Source organism: Arsenicicoccus dermatophilus (assembly GCF_022568795.1).
Taxonomy (GTDB): Bacteria; Actinomycetota; Actinomycetes; order Actinomycetales; family Dermatophilaceae; genus Arsenicicoccus; species Arsenicicoccus dermatophilus.
On record NZ_JAKZHU010000002.1, the window covers coordinates 116,244 to 132,008 of the forward strand.

14 protein-coding genes and 1 pseudogene are annotated in these 15,765 nt (G+C 73.0%); 8 read left to right on the forward strand and 7 right to left on the reverse strand.

Annotation, left to right across the window (positions count from 1 at the left end):
* Position 1 precedes the first annotated feature (1 nt).
* The 7 genes and pseudogenes from rnpA (at position 2) to MM438_RS13900 (ending at position 7,273) form a co-directional block, all read left to right on the forward strand.
* Entirely contained in the window at positions 2-403 is a 402-nt protein-coding gene (gene rnpA / locus MM438_RS13870; protein ID WP_338155563.1) for a ribonuclease P protein component, read from the forward strand.
* A complete protein-coding gene (gene yidD / locus MM438_RS13875; RefSeq protein WP_241453686.1) occupies positions 400-690 on the forward strand; it encodes a membrane protein insertion efficiency factor YidD in 291 nt (96 codons plus the stop codon). The genes rnpA and yidD overlap by 4 nt, the downstream gene beginning before the upstream one ends.
* Before the next feature lie 75 nt (positions 691-765).
* Entirely contained in the window at positions 766-1,770 is a 1,005-nt protein-coding gene (yidC, locus tag MM438_RS13880; protein ID WP_241453689.1) for a membrane protein insertase YidC, read from the forward strand.
* Positions 1,771-1,855: 85 nt separating this feature from the next.
* Positions 1,856-2,443 (forward strand): Jag family protein, encoded by a 588-nt coding sequence (locus MM438_RS13885; protein ID WP_241453690.1) that lies wholly within the window; start codon positions 1,856-1,858, stop codon positions 2,441-2,443.
* Positions 2,443-3,189 (forward strand): 16S rRNA (guanine(527)-N(7))-methyltransferase RsmG, encoded by a 747-nt coding sequence (gene rsmG / locus MM438_RS13890; protein WP_241453692.1) that lies wholly within the window; start codon positions 2,443-2,445, stop codon positions 3,187-3,189. The genes MM438_RS13885 and rsmG overlap by 1 nt, the downstream gene beginning before the upstream one ends.
* Before the next feature lie 2,103 nt (positions 3,190-5,292).
* The gene (locus MM438_RS13895; RefSeq protein WP_338155566.1) at positions 5,293-6,135 is read left to right on the forward strand and encodes a ParA family protein; all 843 of its coding nucleotides are present in this window, start codon (positions 5,293-5,295) and stop codon (positions 6,133-6,135) included.
* Positions 6,132-7,273, forward strand: a pseudogene (locus MM438_RS13900) (ParB/RepB/Spo0J family partition protein). The gene MM438_RS13895 and the pseudogene MM438_RS13900 overlap by 4 nt, the downstream one beginning before the upstream one ends.
* A 203-nt stretch (positions 7,274-7,476) precedes the next feature.
* Here the strand turns inward: MM438_RS13900 and MM438_RS13905 are convergent.
* Positions 7,477-8,427 carry a D-alanine--D-alanine ligase family protein gene (locus tag MM438_RS13905; RefSeq protein WP_241453694.1) on the reverse strand — a complete coding sequence of 317 codons (951 nt, stop codon included), beginning with the start codon at positions 8,425-8,427 and terminating at the stop codon, positions 7,477-7,479.
* The gene (locus tag MM438_RS13910) at positions 8,424-9,731 is read right to left on the reverse strand and encodes an aminotransferase-like domain-containing protein (RefSeq protein WP_241453696.1); all 1,308 of its coding nucleotides are present in this window, start codon (positions 9,729-9,731) and stop codon (positions 8,424-8,426) included. The genes MM438_RS13905 and MM438_RS13910 overlap by 4 nt, the downstream gene beginning before the upstream one ends.
* A 172-nt stretch (positions 9,732-9,903) precedes the next feature.
* Between MM438_RS13910 and MM438_RS13915 the strand changes: the two genes are divergently transcribed.
* A complete protein-coding gene (locus MM438_RS13915) occupies positions 9,904-10,665 on the forward strand; it encodes a hypothetical protein (protein WP_241453698.1) in 762 nt (253 codons plus the stop codon).
* Here the strand turns inward: MM438_RS13915 and trxA are convergent.
* The 5 genes from trxA to MM438_RS13940 form a co-directional block, all read right to left on the reverse strand.
* Entirely contained in the window at positions 10,653-10,982 is a 330-nt protein-coding gene (gene trxA / locus MM438_RS13920) for a thioredoxin (RefSeq protein WP_241453701.1), read from the reverse strand. The genes MM438_RS13915 and trxA overlap by 13 nt on opposite strands.
* A gap of 62 nt (positions 10,983-11,044) precedes the next feature.
* Positions 11,045-12,064 (reverse strand): thioredoxin-disulfide reductase, encoded by a 1,020-nt coding sequence (gene trxB / locus MM438_RS13925; RefSeq protein WP_241453704.1) that lies wholly within the window; start codon positions 12,062-12,064, stop codon positions 11,045-11,047.
* A 195-nt stretch (positions 12,065-12,259) separates the two neighbouring features.
* Positions 12,260-13,066, reverse strand: a complete 807-nt coding sequence (locus tag MM438_RS13930) for a hypothetical protein (protein ID WP_241453985.1) — start codon at positions 13,064-13,066, stop codon at positions 12,260-12,262.
* Between the two features lie 73 nt (positions 13,067-13,139).
* Positions 13,140-13,715, reverse strand: coding sequence for an RNA polymerase sigma factor SigM (gene sigM, locus MM438_RS13935; RefSeq protein WP_241453709.1), 576 nt, complete (start codon positions 13,713-13,715; stop codon positions 13,140-13,142).
* A gap of 9 nt (positions 13,716-13,724) precedes the next feature.
* Positions 13,725-15,545, reverse strand: a complete 1,821-nt coding sequence (locus MM438_RS13940; RefSeq protein WP_241453710.1) for a protein kinase family protein — start codon at positions 15,543-15,545, stop codon at positions 13,725-13,727.
* Positions 15,546-15,765: the final 220 nt, after the last annotated feature.

Genomic DNA, 15,765 nt, shown 5'->3' on the forward strand with positions numbered 1-15,765 from the left:
GGTGCTGTCTGCGCAGCACCGCATGCGGGACAGCGCGGACTTCGCCACCACGGTGCGCGGTAGCACCTCTGTCCGTGCCGGCAGCCCGCTGCTCGTGGTGCACACCAACATGACCGACACGCGATCGGCTCGGCCGCCGCGGGTCGGTTTTGTTGTGTCCAAGTCCGTCGGCGGCGCCGTCCAGCGCAACCTCACCAAGCGCCGGCTGCGGCACGCCGCCCGAGCCCGGGTCGCCGGTCTCCCGGCCGGCATCGACGTCGTCGTCCGGGCCAACCCCGCCGCGGCCGAGGCAGGCTACGCCGCCCTCGACGCCGAGCTCGGGCGACTCCTGGCACGCTGCCTCGCCAAGGCCGGGGCACCTGACCGGGGCCGAGCGCCAGCCGGGGGCGGGGTCCTGGGATGACCGGGGAGCAGCCTTGGTGGCGGGGGTGGCGCTCCCACCCCCTGCGGGCGCTCGCCCTCGGCCTGATCCGCTTCTACCAGCTGTGGATCTCCCCGCTCACCCCGCCGAGCTGCCGGTTCTACCCCACCTGCTCCACCTATGCGCTGACGGCGGTCGCCCGGTTCGGCCCGATCCGCGGCTCCTGGCTCGCTGCCCGTCGCCTCGGGCGGTGCCATCCCTGGAACCCCGGCGGTGTCGACCACGTTCCAGAGGCGGACGAGCACGGCCGTCCGCGTCGCACGCCGTAGGCCCCGCCGCGGCGTCATACTGACAACGCCCCGCCGCTCCACCCCGGCGCCCGAGCGCCCGACCCTGAGGACCACATGAGCTTCTCCAGCCTGCTGTACCCCATCGAGGTCGTCGTGGCCTGGATCATGTACGGCTTCCACCAGATGTTCTCCTCGATGGGCATGGACCCGGCAGGCGGTCTGACCTGGGGGCTGTCGATCGTCGGTCTCGTGGTGGTCATCCGCATCCTCATCACGCCGCTGTTCGTCAAGCAGCTGCACGCCTCGCGCAAGATGACGCTCATCCAGCCCGAGCTGCAGAAGATCCAGGCGAAGTACAAGGGCAAGACGGATCCCGAGTCCCGGCAGCGGATGACCGAGGAGACGATGGCGCTGTACAAGGACTCGGGGACCAATCCCTTCTCCTCGTGCATGCCGATCCTGCTCCAGATGCCGATCTTCTTCGCGCTGTTCAACGTGCTCAACGGGCTGGGAGGCATCGCCAGCGGGGCGCGAGGTGCAGTGGGGCCGATCACCGCGGCCGTGGCCCGGCAGGCCGAGCAGTCGATGGTGTGGGGCGTCCACCTGTCCGACAAGTTCACCACCAGCAGCGACCTCAACGCCAAGGTCATCACCATCGCCATGATCGTCCTGATGTCGATCACCCAGTTCGTCTCGCAGCACCAGGCGATGACCAAGAACATGCCGGCGTCAGCCATGGACAACCCGATGTTCAAGCAGCAGAAGATGCTGCTCTACATCATGCCGATCATCTTCGCGGTGTCCGGTGTCAACTTCCCCATCGGTGTCCTCATCTACTGGCTCGTGACCAACCTGTGGTCGATGGGCCAGCAGTTCTACACGATCGGGCGGATGCCCACGCCTGGCTCGCCCGCCTACGAGCGGCTCGAGGCCAAGCGCAAGGCGCAGGGCAAGGCGATGCCGGGTGCCGACAAGCTGCAGCGCAAGCAGCCGGTCGCCGCCACCGACACCGTGGTGGGCGAGGTCGTCGAGGACGCCAGCCCCCGTCCGAGCGGCCAGCGCCAGCAGCCCCGGCGCACCAAGAAGCGCAAGGGAGGCGGCGGGTCGACCCGCGCCTGATCCCCAGCGCCGCAGCACACGTCCGGGTGGCGCCTCCGGGACGACCCTCGTCCTACCGCCGCCCCACGAGAGAAAGGGTTTCCCCGTGAGCACGAGCACCCCTGAGCACGCCCCCGAGGTCGACGACGACGCGACGATGGCCCCCGACCACGCCGGGGAGAGCCCCGCGGAGGCCGCGGCGGGCACCGGCAGCCGTGCGGCCCGTCTGCAGCTGCTCGAGCGCGAGGGCGAGGTGGCCGCCGACTTCTTGGAGACGCTGCTCGACATCGCGGACATGGACGGCGACATCGACGTGGACGTCGACGGCGACCGCGCGTCGGTGGCCATCGTCGACTCCGAGGAGGGCCGCGTCCCCCGCCGCCTGGTCGGCGACCACGGCCGCGTCCTGGAGGCGCTGCAGGAGCTGACTCGCCTCGCGGTGCAGGCCGAGACGGGCGAGCGCAGCCGGTTGATGCTGGACGTCGCCGGTCACCGGGCGGCCCGCCGCACCGAGCTGATCGAGCTGGCCCGCGACGCCGTGCGCCGGGCCAAGGACACCGGCGAGGAGCAGGCCCTGGCACCGATGTCGGCCTTCGAGCGCAAGGTGGTCCACGACGAGGTCCTCGCCGGTGGCCTCAGCTCGGAGTCCGAGGGTGCCGAGCCCCATCGTCACGTCGTGGTCCTGCCGGCCTGATGGCCGAGCGTCCGTCCGACGGCGCCGTCCCCGAGGTGGGGGCGGCGCTGCCGTCTGTGCCCCCCGAGGCGCTCCAGGTGTATGGCGATCACCTGGAGCGGGCCGAGGCCTTCGTGGCGACGCTGGGAACCTCGGGGGTGGAGCACGGCCTGATCGGTCCCCGGGAGGTGCTGCGGCTGTGGGAGCGGCACGTGCTCAACTGTGCGGTCGTCGCCGAGCTCGTGCCCCCCTCGGTCGAGGTGGTCGACGTCGGCTCCGGTGCCGGTCTGCCCGGACTGGCTCTCGCGATCGCGCGTCCGGATGTCCGGGTGCATCTCGTCGAGGCCCGTCAGCGGGCCACCGACTGGCTGGGAGCGACCGCCGCGGCCCTCGACCTGGACAACGTCGCTGTGCATCACGCCCGGGCCCAGGATGTCGTGGGGCGGATCGAGGTGCCCTTCGCGACGGCCCGCGCCGTGACCCGGCTCGGCCAGCTGACCCGGTGGTGCGCTCCGTTGCTCGCGCCCGGTGGGGTGATCCTGGCCCTCAAGGGCCGCAGCGTCCAGCAGGAGCTCTCCGATGAGGACGCCGAGCTGACGGCGGCGGGCGTCGTGGCGGCAACGGTGGTCACCTGTGGCAGCTGGCTGGACGAGCCCACCACGGTGGCGCGGCTGCGCCTCGCCGACACTCATCGACCCGGTGTTCCCATCGAGACGGTGTCTGCGCTGCGACGGGGGCGGGCGGGCAAGGGCAGACGCCCGCGCTGACCCGTGGGGTGGGGCGACGCCCACGCCGCGCCTCGGGTCGGTGCCATCCTGGCTCGCCGTGTCCCGCCGGACCAGGCGGGACGACCTGCTTGGTGCTCGCGATCAGGCCGGCGATCGAAGCGATCACGAGCACGGCGTTTCACGTGAAACGCCGTGCCGAGCGCGCGACCGGCGGGCCGCGTCGCTCCCGATGGAGCGCCAACTCGCCCTGGTTCGCGGTGATATCGCCATCGCTCCGCGTGTGACCCCGCACGCCTCCAGGCGACAGGATAGGTTCACGTGGACGGTCACGGATGACCGAGACTGTGGAGGTTTCACGTGGAACGGCAGGCCGACGAGCCGACGCCATCGCGGGGTTCACGCAACTCCAAGGGCGTCTGGTCCAGCTTCCGCCGGCGGCTGGAGTCGACGCTGGGCATGCGGCACGACGAGCGTGGTGGCGCCCTCTCCAGCGTGGCGCCGCACCCGCACCCGCGCCCCGAGGTGTCTCAGCGTCCGGGGGTGCACAGGGCGGACAGCCCGGCGCAGCCCGGGGTCAGCTCTCCCGCCAGGCTGCACCTGGGTCCGACGGCACCGTCCGGCGGTCCGGGGGCGGCACGGCAGCCGGGTGATCCCGCGGCGTCCGGCGCCGGAGCTGCTGACGGAGGGGCCGACCCCTCGGCCCTGACCCGCCCCGGTGCGCCAGGCGCGCCGACCTCGACGGCCCACCCCGACGGTGACGTCTCCGGCAGGTCGGCCGAGAGATCCGGGCTCGGGCTCATCCGCGACGCCGCGGGGGCCGCTGACCGCTCCTCGGTCGCCACGCGCGGCGGTGTCCCGACCCCCTCCCCGCTGGAGACGCAGCGGGTGCGCGCCCTGCTGCACGCCGAGGGGGCCAGGGGATCGGCCGCCGAAGCCCCCAGTGGCACGGAGACTTCCGCGCGCGCCGTTCCCGCTCGCGGGGAGGCGTCCAGCCGCTCGGCCGCGCCCGCACCGGGGGGAACGTCCGGCGGCTCGGCGGCTGGGGCGGCCACCGGTTCGCAGCGTGTGCCCACCCCTTCCGAGATCGAGACCCAGCGGGTCCGTGCGCTGCTGGAGGCCGAGCAGGCGCGACTGGCGCGATCGCGACGGAACGACGCCGGCGTGAACAAGCCCGTGGTGATCGGCAGTGGCACGCCGCTCCTGGTCACCCGAGGGGATCGAGCTCCCGCGACCGAGCACCAGGGACCCGCCACGAGCGGCGCCGAGAGCGCGCCGCCCACGAGGCAGGGTGACAGCCCGCGGGCCCAGGGTCTCGCAACCGACGCCGCCCGGGACGACGAGGCCGGGACCGAGAGTGCCCGGACCGACCGGCCGACGGGGGTTGCTTCTCGGGCCGACAGCGCCCACCGTGATGGAGCCCCGGACGACCGGTCCGAGGGCGTGACCACCGACGAAACGGACCCACGGTTCGACGAGAGCACCCGGGTCCGGCTCAGCCCTGCACCGGCTCCGACCGCTTCCCGCGTGGTGGGCCGTGGTGGCCTGGTCGACTTCGTCGCTCCGGACACCATCACCCTCCCGGTGATCAAGGCTCCTTTGGCGAGCGATCCGGACATGCCTGATGATGATGACGATGATCTCGCGCCCGCGGCTCGAGATCTGGGGGACGGCATGGGCGACGGACTAGGAGCCCTGGCCCGCTCCTGGGACCGGGACCTGCCTCGCGAGGGGCAGCCTGTCGAGCTGCGGCCGCGGACCCACCGCCCGCGTGGGGCGGAAGCTGCTGCAGACGCACCTGTCCGGAGCAAGTTCCTCGGTCACGCGGGGTCCGACCTACGCAAGTCCCGCCTGGCCTCTGCCTGGCACGAGTCCAAGGAGCGTCCTGTGGCTGATGCCGCACTGTTCGGTGAAGGTGGCGGCGCCGCCCGGCTGGAGCTGGCCAAGGTCGCCCCGGTCGTCACGACGGAGGGGCCGGTTCCACGTGAAACCGCGCGCATCGACGTCGTCGCCGCCCTGACCGCGCAGAACCCCACGGAGACCGACGTGCGTCGCGAGCGTCCGCGCCCCGTGCCCCAGGCCGAGAGCGGCTCCCTGACGGACGAGGCCGCCGGCACGACGCCGGGGGCACCTCGGCCCGCCGGCATCCACGTGGTCACCGAGCCGCTCCCGCGGCCCGCCCGGACGCGCGTGATGACGGTGGCCAACCAGAAAGGTGGCGTCGGCAAGACCACCACGACGGTGAACATCGCCGCGGCGCTGGCGCTGGGCGGGCTGCGGGTGCTCGTGATCGATCTGGACCCCCAGGGCAACGCGTCCACCGCGCTGGGCATCCCGCACCACGCCGAGGTGCCGAGCGTCTACGACGTGCTCGTGGATGGTCTGCCGATCGCCGATGCCGTGCAGAGCTGTCCGGACATCGAGGGCCTCTACTGCGCCCCGGCCACCATCGACCTGGCGGGCGCCGAGATCGAGCTGGTCTCTCTCGTGGCCCGCGAGATGCGCCTCGAGCGTGCGCTGACGGCCTACCTGCGGACCATGGAGGACAGGGGCGAACGGATCGACTACGTGCTGGTCGACTGCCCGCCCAGCCTTGGGCTGCTGACGATCAACGCCTTCGTCGCCGCCGAGGAGGTCTTCATCCCCATCCAGTGCGAGTACTACGCGCTCGAGGGCCTGTCGCAGCTGCTCAAGAACATCGAGCTGATCAAGGCTCACCTCAACCCCTCGCTGCACGTGTCGACCATCCTGCTGACCATGTATGACGCCCGAACCCGGCTCTCCTCCCAGGTGGCCGACGAGGTGCGGCGTCACTTCGGGCGGCAGGTCATCTCCGCCAGCGTGCCGCGGTCCGTCCGCATCTCCGAGGCGCCCAGCCACGGCCAGACCGTCATGACGTACGAGCCCAACAGCACCGGAGCCAAGTCCTACGCCGCGGCAGCGGTGGAGATCGCCCGGCAGCCTGCCGGGGACGGAGGGAAGCGATGAGTGACAAGCGACGCGGGCTCGGTCGCGGCCTGGGCGCCTTGATCCCTCAGACGGCTGCCGGGGACCGTCCCGTCGATGTCTTCTTCCGGGACGCGGAGACCCCCGGCGCCACCTCGACCGGGACGCCGGGCGGGCAGCGTCCCGGGGGGCACGCGGAGCGCACCGACCGGCGGGACCGCCCGGAGTGGCGAGCCGAGCACCTCGCCACGGCCACCGCCCTGGGTCTCGGGCGACGACCCCTGGACGCGGAGCCGGTGACCGGGACGGCGGGAACCGGAACGGGCGGCGACGAGGACACCGATGCGTTGGCCGCCGTCCCCGGTGCGTCGTACGCCGAGCTGCCGGTCCGGTCCATCCAGCCGAACGCCCGTCAGCCGCGCACCGTCTTCGACGACGACGACATGGCCGAGCTGGTCCACAGCGTCCGAGAGCTCGGCGTCCTCCAGCCGATCGTCGTCCGTCCCCTGATGGGGGAGTCCTCGGAGGAGCACGCGGAGGCGGAGTACGAGCTGGTGATGGGTGAGCGCCGGTGGCGCGCCAGCCAGGAGGCCGGTCTGGAGACCGTGCCCGCGATCATTCGCCGTACGGACGACGACGAGATGCTGCGGCACGCCCTCCTGGAGAACCTTCACCGCTCTCAGCTCAACCCCCTCGAGGAGGCAGCGGCCTACCAGCAACTGCTGGAGGACTTCGGGTGCACCCACGACGAGCTGGCCAGCCGGCTCGGCCGCTCGCGCCCGCAGATCTCCAACACCGTTCGGCTGCTGCGACTTCCCCCCTCGTGCAGCGGCGGGTGGCCGCCGGCGTCCTCAGCGCGGGGCACGCCCGAGCCCTCCTGGGGCTGGAGGACGGCGCGGCGATGGAGCGCCTCGCCCAGCGGATCGTGGCGGAGGGGCTCTCGGTGCGCTCCGTGGAGGAGATCGTCGCGCTCGGCGGGGACGGCTCCGCCGACAAGCCTGCTCGTCCCGGTCGAGCCGCCCGGACGCCGCCCGAGCTGGAGGAGGTCGCCAGCTCGCTGGCGGACCGCTTCGAGACCCGCGTGCAGGTGGCCATGGGCAAGCGCAAGGGCAAGCTCACGGTGGAGTTCGCCTCGATGGACGACCTGCAGCGGATCCTCACCCTGATGGGCCGCGAGTGACCACCGGTGTTTCCCGTGAAACCGCCGCCACCGCGACGGCGTTCCTCGTGAAACCTGACCGAGACGCATCCCGTTCCACGTGAAACGCCGGGCGGTTCCGCCCTCTCCGTCGAGATCGGCCGTCGGCGGTTCCACGTGAAACGGAGACCGGTGTAGGAGGCCCCCCGGCTGCGGCCGGGGGGCCTCCTACATGGTTCGGGGTCTCAGGCGTCGTGCTGCGCGACGACCCGCTCGGCGATCTCGGCATACACGTCCGCCGGACGCAGGCCGGTCCCGGCGAGCGCGATGGGCACCTGGCTCGTCTCGGTGAGGCCGGGGGAGACGCTGCACTCCAGGAACCACGGCACCCCTGCCTCGTCGACGATGAGGTCGGTGCGGGACAGGTGCCGGTGATCGAGCACCTCGTGCGCCGTGAGGGCCGCCTCGCGGGCCGCCTCGAGCGCGTCGGCAGCCAGCCGAGCCGGGGCGAAGTACTCCGTCTCGCCGGCGGTGTACATGTGGTCGTAGTCGAAGATGCCGTCGACCGGGCAGATCTCCACCGGCGCGAGCGCGCGCCGGGCACCGTCCGCCTCCTCGAGGACCGTGACCGAGACCTCGGTGCCCGTGACCACGTGCTCGACGAGGGCGAGGTCGTCGTAGGCATAGGCATCCACGAGGGCAGCCCCGAGCTCAAGGGAGGTGGTGGCGAGGTGGAGACCGAGGGCGGACCCGCCCCGGGCCGGCTTGACCGCGAGCGGCAGGCCGAGGTCGGCGGTGATGCGCTCCAGCACGCTGCCCGCGCCCAGCTGGCGGAAGGTGCTGTGCGCCACGGCCACGTGGGCCGGGGTGGCCACCCCGGCCCGGGCGACCAGAGCCTTCGCGACCGGCTTGTCCCACGCCAACCGCGCGCCGGGACCGCATGGACCGACGTACGGCACCCGCAGATGGTCCAGCACGTCTCGCAAGGACCCGTTCTCGCCCGGGCTGCCGTGCAGGGTGGGCCACACCAGGTCCGGCCGCAGGGAGTCGATCAGGGGCAGCAGGCCGCGATCCAGATCGGCGTGGTGCACCTGGAAGCCCTTGCTGCGCAGGGCCTCTCCGAGGCGACGACCCGAGCGGACCGAGACCTCACGCTCGTGCGAGAGGCCGCCGGACAGGACGAGGACGGTGGTCATGACACCTCCGGGGAGGGCAGGAGGACCCGGGGGCCCTCGTGGCTGGTGCGGGCACAGGGACCGAAGGTCTCGAGGAGCTCCTGCTCCCGCTCCACGACGGTGGCGAAGCGGCGCACGCCCTCGTGGATGCGGTCGGGAGCCGGATAGGAGAAGTTGAGGCGGGCGTTGCGGCGGCCGGAGCCGTCGGCGTAGAACCCCGTGCCCGGCGCGTAGGCCACGAGCTCCTTGACCGCCAGCGGAAGCATCGCCTTGGTGTCCAGACCCTCGGGCAGCTCGATCCAGAAGAACAACCCCCCGCGCGGTCGGTGCCAGGTGGCCTGGGGCAGCAGGGCGGTGAGTGCCTGCGCCATCGCGTCACGCCGCTCGCGATAGAGCTCGCGCAGCCCGGCGGTCTGCTTCTGCCAGTCGAGCTCGGCGAGGTAGCGGGACGCGACGGCCTGGGTGAAGGCGCTGGGACACAGGATGGCCGCCTCGTTGGCGAGCACCAGCTTCTCCTTGACGGCGTGCGGCGCCACCGCCCAGCCGACCCGCAGCCCGGCGGCGAAGATCTTGGAGAAGGTCCCGAGGTAGATGACCCCCTCCTCGTCCAACGACCGCAGCGCGTCGTAGGTGCGGCCCTCGAAACCCAGCAGGCCGTAGGGATTGTCCTCGACGACCAGGACGCCGTGCCGGCGACAGACCTCGAGCACGCGGGGGCGCCGCTCGTCGCAGAGCGCGGTGCCGGCGGGGTTCTGGAAGGTCGGGACGGTGTAGAGGAACTTGATGCGCCGGCCCTGGGCGAGCAGACGCGTGAGGTGCTCGTCCAGAGCCTCCGGGACCAGCCCGTCGCCGTCGCAGGGCACGTGCACGACATCCGCCTGGTATGCCGCGAAGACCCCGAGCGCCCCGACGTACGAAGGAGACTCGGCGACCACCACGTCACCGGGGTCGAGGAAGACCCGAGACACCAGGTCCAGGGCCTGCTGGGAGCCCGTCGTCATGACGATGTCGTCGGGATGGACGTCCAGGCCCTCCAGCCGCATCACGTCCAGCAGCTGCTCGCGCAGCACCGGGTCGCCCTGGCCGGAGGAGTACTGCAGCGCCGTCAACCCCTGCTCGCGCAGCAGCCGGTCCACCGTGGCGCCCACGTCGGGCAGCGGGAGGGCGTCGATGCTCGGCATGCCGCCCGCAAGGGAGACCACCTCCGGTCGCGAGGCGACGGCGAACAACGCCCGGATCTCGCTGACCTTCATGCCGGTGGTCCGTGCGGCGTAGGACTCCACCCAGGGGTCCAGCCGGGAGCCCACGGGGTGCTGGTCGGTCATGGTCGTGCTCCTCGCGCTCTGACCCCGCCCGCGGTGGCCGGGTCTGCAGGACGGCTGCGGACACCTGCCCTCGCCGTTAGCCTGGGTCTACCTGAGACGAGCAGTGTCCCACGCTGTCCGTCGCCTCGCGGAGCGGTCCGCGCAGGGACCGTTCTGGCCGGAGGTGCGCCGCATGGGGAGTCGCGAGGTGGTGCCGCTGTCGGTGGCCACCGTCGACCTGCTGCGCGAGCCCTGCCGTGGCTGCGTGCGCTGGCTGCGCGATCCCGTCGAGGCGCACGCCGGCCAGGAGCGCCGGTCGACCCCCCGGCAGCGCGCCTGGGTGGCGGAGGTGACGCGCGAGTGGGGCCCCCCGGGGGTGCTCGTCCGTGAGGGCGACCGCACCCAGGCCCACGTGGTCCTGGCTCCGCCGGCCTATGTCCCACGCGCGCTGCTGCCGGCCACGGCGCCGATCGGGCAGGACGCCGTGCTCCTCCTGTCCTTGTCCTCGGCCGGCCGCAGCCACAGCAGGGTCGCGGTCCAGGCCCTCTCCCGGGACCTCGTGCGTCGGCGCGTCCGCGCGGTCGAGGCGTATGGCGGACCGGAGACCGTGCCGGGATGCCTGCACCTGCCGTCCGGTCCCGTCGCCGCCGACCCGGCACCCGCAGGGGGGCCGGTGCCGGTCCCGGGGCGGCGGCCGCGGTCCGACGGGCCGTGGCCGTCCCCTGACCTCTGTCGGGTGCCGACCCGCCTGCTGCTCGACCTCGGCTTCGAGGTGGTGCGCGAGCACCCGACCGTGCCGCGGCTGCGGCTGGACATGCGCTCGCTCGCGATGGTGGTGGACCAGCTGGGGGCCCGGCTCAGCCGGTGGTCGCCCGCGCACGCGACAGCGCCCGCCACGACCTGGGGTCATGGGCGGGCGCCGGCGTGGGATCCGCGGCTGGGTCAGGAGAGGTAGTCCTCGAGCTCCTTGAGCAGCTTGGGCTTGGGCTGGGCGCCGACGATGGTCTTGACGACCTCGCCGTTCACATAGAGGTTGAGCATCGGGATGCTGGTGACGCCGTACTTCGCAGCGGTCTGGGGGCTGGCGTCGACGTCGACCTTGACCACGTCGATCTTGTCGGCGTGCGCGCCGGCGATCTCGTCGAGGATCGGGGCGATCTGGCGGCACGGGCCGCACCAGGTGGCCCAGAAGTCGACAAGGACGGGCTTGCTGCTCTGCAGCACGTCCTGCTCGAAGGTCGCGTCGGTGGTGTCCTTGGTGTTGGCGCCCATGGGCTTTCCTCTCGTTGGGTGGGGACTGCTCGTGTGGTGGTGCTGGGAGAACTGGTGGCGGCTCAGCGGGACGGGGCGGAGCCCTGGTCCTCGGTCCGGTCGTCGGGCGTCGTGTCGGCGGGCGGGGTGGCCCCCTCCTCACGGGCGGCGAGCCAGCGCTCGGTGTCCAGGGCGGCGGCGCAGCCCGAGCCCGCGGCGGTGATGGCTTGACGATAGGTGTGGTCGACCAGGTCACCGCAGGCGAACACGCCGTCGAGGTTGGTCGCGGTCCCGCGCCCCTGCACCAGGACATAGCCCTCGTCGTCCAGGTCGACGATGCCGCGCACCAGCTCGTTGCGCGGGTCGTGGCCGATGGCGACGAAGACTGCCGCGGTCTCCAGCTCGCGCTCGGCCCCGGTCACGGTGTCGCGCAGGGTCACCGACTCGACCTTGCTCTCGCCGTTGATGGCGACGACCTGGAAGTTCCACGCGAAGTCGAGCTTGTCGTTGGCCTGCGCGCGCTCGGCCATGATCTTGGAGGCTCGCAGCTCGTCGCGGCGGTGGACCACGGTGACCGAGCTGCCGAAGCGGGTGAGGAAGGTCGCCTCCTCGATGGCCGAGTCGCCGCCGCCGACGACCACGATCGGCTTGTCGCGGAAGAAAGCCCCGTCGCAGGTCGCGCACCAGGACACACCTCGACCGGAGAGGCGCTGCTCGTCCTCCAGACCGAGCTCGCGGTAGGCGGAGCCCATCGCCAGGATGACGGCGTGGGCCCGGTGCTGGTTGCCCTCGCCGTCGGTCACGACCTTGATCTCGCCGGCCAGGTCGACCTGGGTGACGTCGTCGCGGACCAGCTCGGCACCGAAGCGCTCGGCCTGGGCGCGCATGTTGTCCATCAGGTCCGGACCCATGATGCCGTCACGGAAGCCGGGGAAGTTCTCGACCTCCGTGGTGTTCATCAGGGCTCCGCCGGCGGTCACCGAGCCCTCGAAGACAAGCGGTTCAAGATTGGCGCGGGCGGCGTAGACCGCAGCGGTGTAGCCGGCCGGGCCGGAGCCGATGATGATGACATTGCGGACGTCGTTGGTCATGGGGTCCTTCATCCGTGATCGTGGGTGCGACGCCGGGGGGCGAGCAGCGCCGCGGGAGCGAGACCACTGTCCCATCCTCTCCGCGTGGACGAAAACCCGGTGTGCGCCTAGGACATTCCCGCAATGCAGGGGCCCGGGCCCGACGTCACCGCGTGTTTCACGTGAAACACGCGCTGTCCATCCCGGTCGATACCTGGGGCCTGCGGGTCACCGGGTGCCGGTGACGGGTGGGGTGAGCAACGTCGCGGAGCCGCGCACGCAGGGGAGGTTCGCGGCATACACCACGACCCCCTCGCCCTGGTGGGTCGCGAGCACGACGGCGGGCTTGCCGGCATAGCTCGTGACCTCGGCGGCCAGCAGGCGGGACGGGGTGCCACCGAGGGCTGCCAGGCACTCCCGGACGCCGTCGGGAGTGCCGATCGGGCCGACGTGGGGCTGCTCGAGCGTGTGCGGGACCGGAGGCGACCAGCGGTCGGCGAGCATCGTCCGCCCCTCGCGCAGGAGGTCGTCGCCGGGCACCGTGCGGCTCAGGCGCACCTGCACGGGGACCAGGTCGGGCGCCACCGCCACGGCCATGCCGGGAGGCGACTGGCGGGCGGTGGCGGAGGTGTCGAGGGTGGCGGAGACGTCCGAGCGGCCGTGCAGCTGCTCGAGGAGGGCGGGGGTGGCGAGCCCCACCGCGGTGACCGCGGCGGCTGCGCCGAGCAGGAGCGGGATGGTGCGGCGGCCAGGGCGCCGCCGGGTCCGGGTGGCACCGGACAGGGGAATGACGGGGGCGAGCTCGACCGGGGGGGCCGCCGGGATCTGGCGGCCGCGCGCCTCGGCCTCGAGCGACGCGGTGATGCGGGAGACCAGGTCCGCCGGCATGGGCCCCGGGTCAGGAAGGGCGGCGAGCAGCTCGCGGACGCCCGTGGGGTCGTCGTCGGTGCTGCGTGGCGGATCGGGGACCTGTGGTCCGGACGGGGCATTCGGGCGGTCCGGTCGCTCGTCCCCGATGGGGCGGGTCGTCGTCACGGGTGGGCACCTCCCTCGGCGTGGGTCCGGTTGGTGTCGGCCGCCTCGCGGCTGCCACGTGTATGACGCGTCCTCACGGCCGATGGTTCCCGGCGGCCTTCGGCTGACCGGTCCGCAGCCCGAGCAGGCTCGCCATCGCCGTCCGGCCGCGCGCGCAGCGGGACTTGATGGTGCCCTCGGCGACGTCGAGGACCTGGGCGGCCTCGGCGACGCTGAGCCCGTGCATGTCGACCAGCACGAGGGCGAGCCGCTGTCCCTCGGGCAGGCGCTCCAGGGCCTCGCGCACGTCGAGGGCGACCTCGAGGGAGGCGTGCTCGTCGCGCCCGTCGGCGAGGTCGAACTCCGGCAGCTCGCTCGTCGGCTTGAGCCGCCGCAGCCGGTCCAGGCAGGCGTTGACGACGATCCGGTGCAGCCAGGTCGTCACGGCCGCCTCGCCGCGATAGGACCCCGCCCTGCGGAAGGCCGCCACGAAGGCGTCCTGCACCGCGTCGGCTGCCAGCTCCCGGTCGTTGCAGGTGCGCATCGCGACGGCCCACATCCGGTCGCGGTGCCGGCGGTAGATCTCGCCGAACGCGTCCGGGTCGCCGGCCAGGTGAGCCGCCATGAGGGCCCGGTCGTCGGCGGTCTGCAGGTCGAGAGGGGTGTCCATGGTGACGGCTCAGGAGATGGTGATCTCGGACAGGGCGGCGTAGTGACCGCCCATCTGCGCGGGGCTGTTGGTGAACCAGACGACGACGTAGGACTTGCCGGGGGTCCCCGGCTTGACGTCGACGGTGACCTCGCCGGAGGCGCCCTTGGCCGAGCCCAGCGGCAGGGCGCCGTCCTTGGACTCCCCGTCGCTGGCGTAGACCGTCAGGTCCTGGCCGGGGCTGTCGGGCAGCGTGAGCTTGATCTGGTGCAGCGTCGGCTTGTTGTCCCCGAGGTAGACCGCGATGCCGACCCCGGACTTGAGGTTGCCGAAGGTGTCCGAGGAGTAGCGCTGGCTGCGCCAGTAGGTGTCGGCCCGGCCGTCGCGGACCTTGTTGGCCATCGCGTTGTTCTCGGCCTCGTCGCTGCCCTCGGGGTCGAAGGCGGTCAGGCCGACGATGGCGACGGGCGGCGCCGCGACCGGGGGTGCGGTGGCCGAGCGACTGGCCAGCACCTGGCCGCCGGAGCCCACCGTCACCGTGACGGCCGGCGCGGTCGAGGTGTAGGTCCGGGCGACCGGGGGAGCGTCCAGCTGGCGCTGGATGTTGTGCACCATCGCGTAGATCCCGATGAGCCCCCCGACGAGTGCGAGGACGAGGCAGCCGGCGATCAGGGAGAGCACGAAGTTGGCCTGGCGGGGCGAGGGCGTCCCGGTCGGCACGTCGCTGACGAAGACCGGGGCGACCGGCTCGGCCTGGTGGGCCTCGGTCGTCAGTGCCTCGACGGGGGTCTGCCCGGCCCGGGCCTCGGCGCGCTGCTCGGCCCGGCGCTCGGTCCGCCGCTGCCAGGGGCCTGCGGCGGCCTGACCCAGCTGGCGGGCGCGGACGGCGGTCGCGCCCACCGCTGCCATCGCCGCCGCCTGCGCCTTGGTCGGGGGGTGCTCGATGTCGGTGCGCAGGTCGTCGGCCAGCTGGGGGAAGGGCGGGGCGGCCGGAGCAGCGGGGCCGGCAGCAGGCGGGGGTATGACGGCTGTCGCGGCTGCGGCGCCGGTCGAGGCGACTGCGGACGCCGGGGCCGCGGCTGCTGGGGCTGCGGGCACCTGACCGGGAGTGGCCGAGGGCTCGGCGCCCGCCACGGTGGGCTCGGCCGGTGAGCCGCCGGCGGGGCGGGTGCTGGGGACCGCGCCGGAGGCGACCACCGCGATCTGCTCGGTGGGCACGACCGGCGGCGTGCCGTCACGCAAGACCTGCGCGAAGGCGCCCGGGGAGGTGGCCTTGCCGCGGCGCCCCAGGGTCTGGGTGACCAGGTGCTCCAGGTCGTCGGGCACGGCGGGGACCAGCTCGGACGGCGGCGCGGGGGCGCCGGCGACGCGAGGCGTGGGGCGCAGCCTGCTCCGGTCGATGCCCGGCCAGGTGGCGGTGAGGGCGGCGTGCAGCAGCGCGGCGAGGGCGACGGCGTCGGTGCGGGACGCCTGGACGGCGTTGAGGTGGTCCCGTCCGGCCAGGGCGGCCTCGACGGCCACCCCGTGCACGGCAACGGACCCGTCCCTGCGGCGCAGGACGTCGTCGGGTGTCAGCTCCAGGTGGTGCAGCCCACGACTCGCGGCCGCGTCCAGCACCTCGGCGACGTCGAGGACCACCCGGCGGGCGCGAGCCGCGGGCAGGCCGCCCTCGGCGAGCAGGGCGGTCAGCGTCGTGGCTCCCTCGGGGGCCTCCTCGACGATGTGCACGAGTCCGTCCTCGCTGCCCGCGTCCAGGACCGCGAGCAGGCGCGGGTCCGTGAGCGACGAGACCCGCCTGGCCGCGTCCAAGGCGCCGGCCGCGGCCGGGTCCTTCTCCGGGATTACGGTCACCAGCACTCGGCGACCCAGAGTCGTGTCGTCGGCCTCCCAACGCTCGAGGCGCGCGGTGTGCGTAACCCGTTGGCGCAGGTGATACCTGCCTCCGATGGACGTGCCCGGTCCCACTGCCGGCATACGCCTGTCCCCTTCCGTCTCACGCAGCGGGCGGGGTGGGCGTCGGGCCCGGGGCCCGGGCCCGTCGCGTTCACCGCATTCTAGGTGGTGCCTGGTC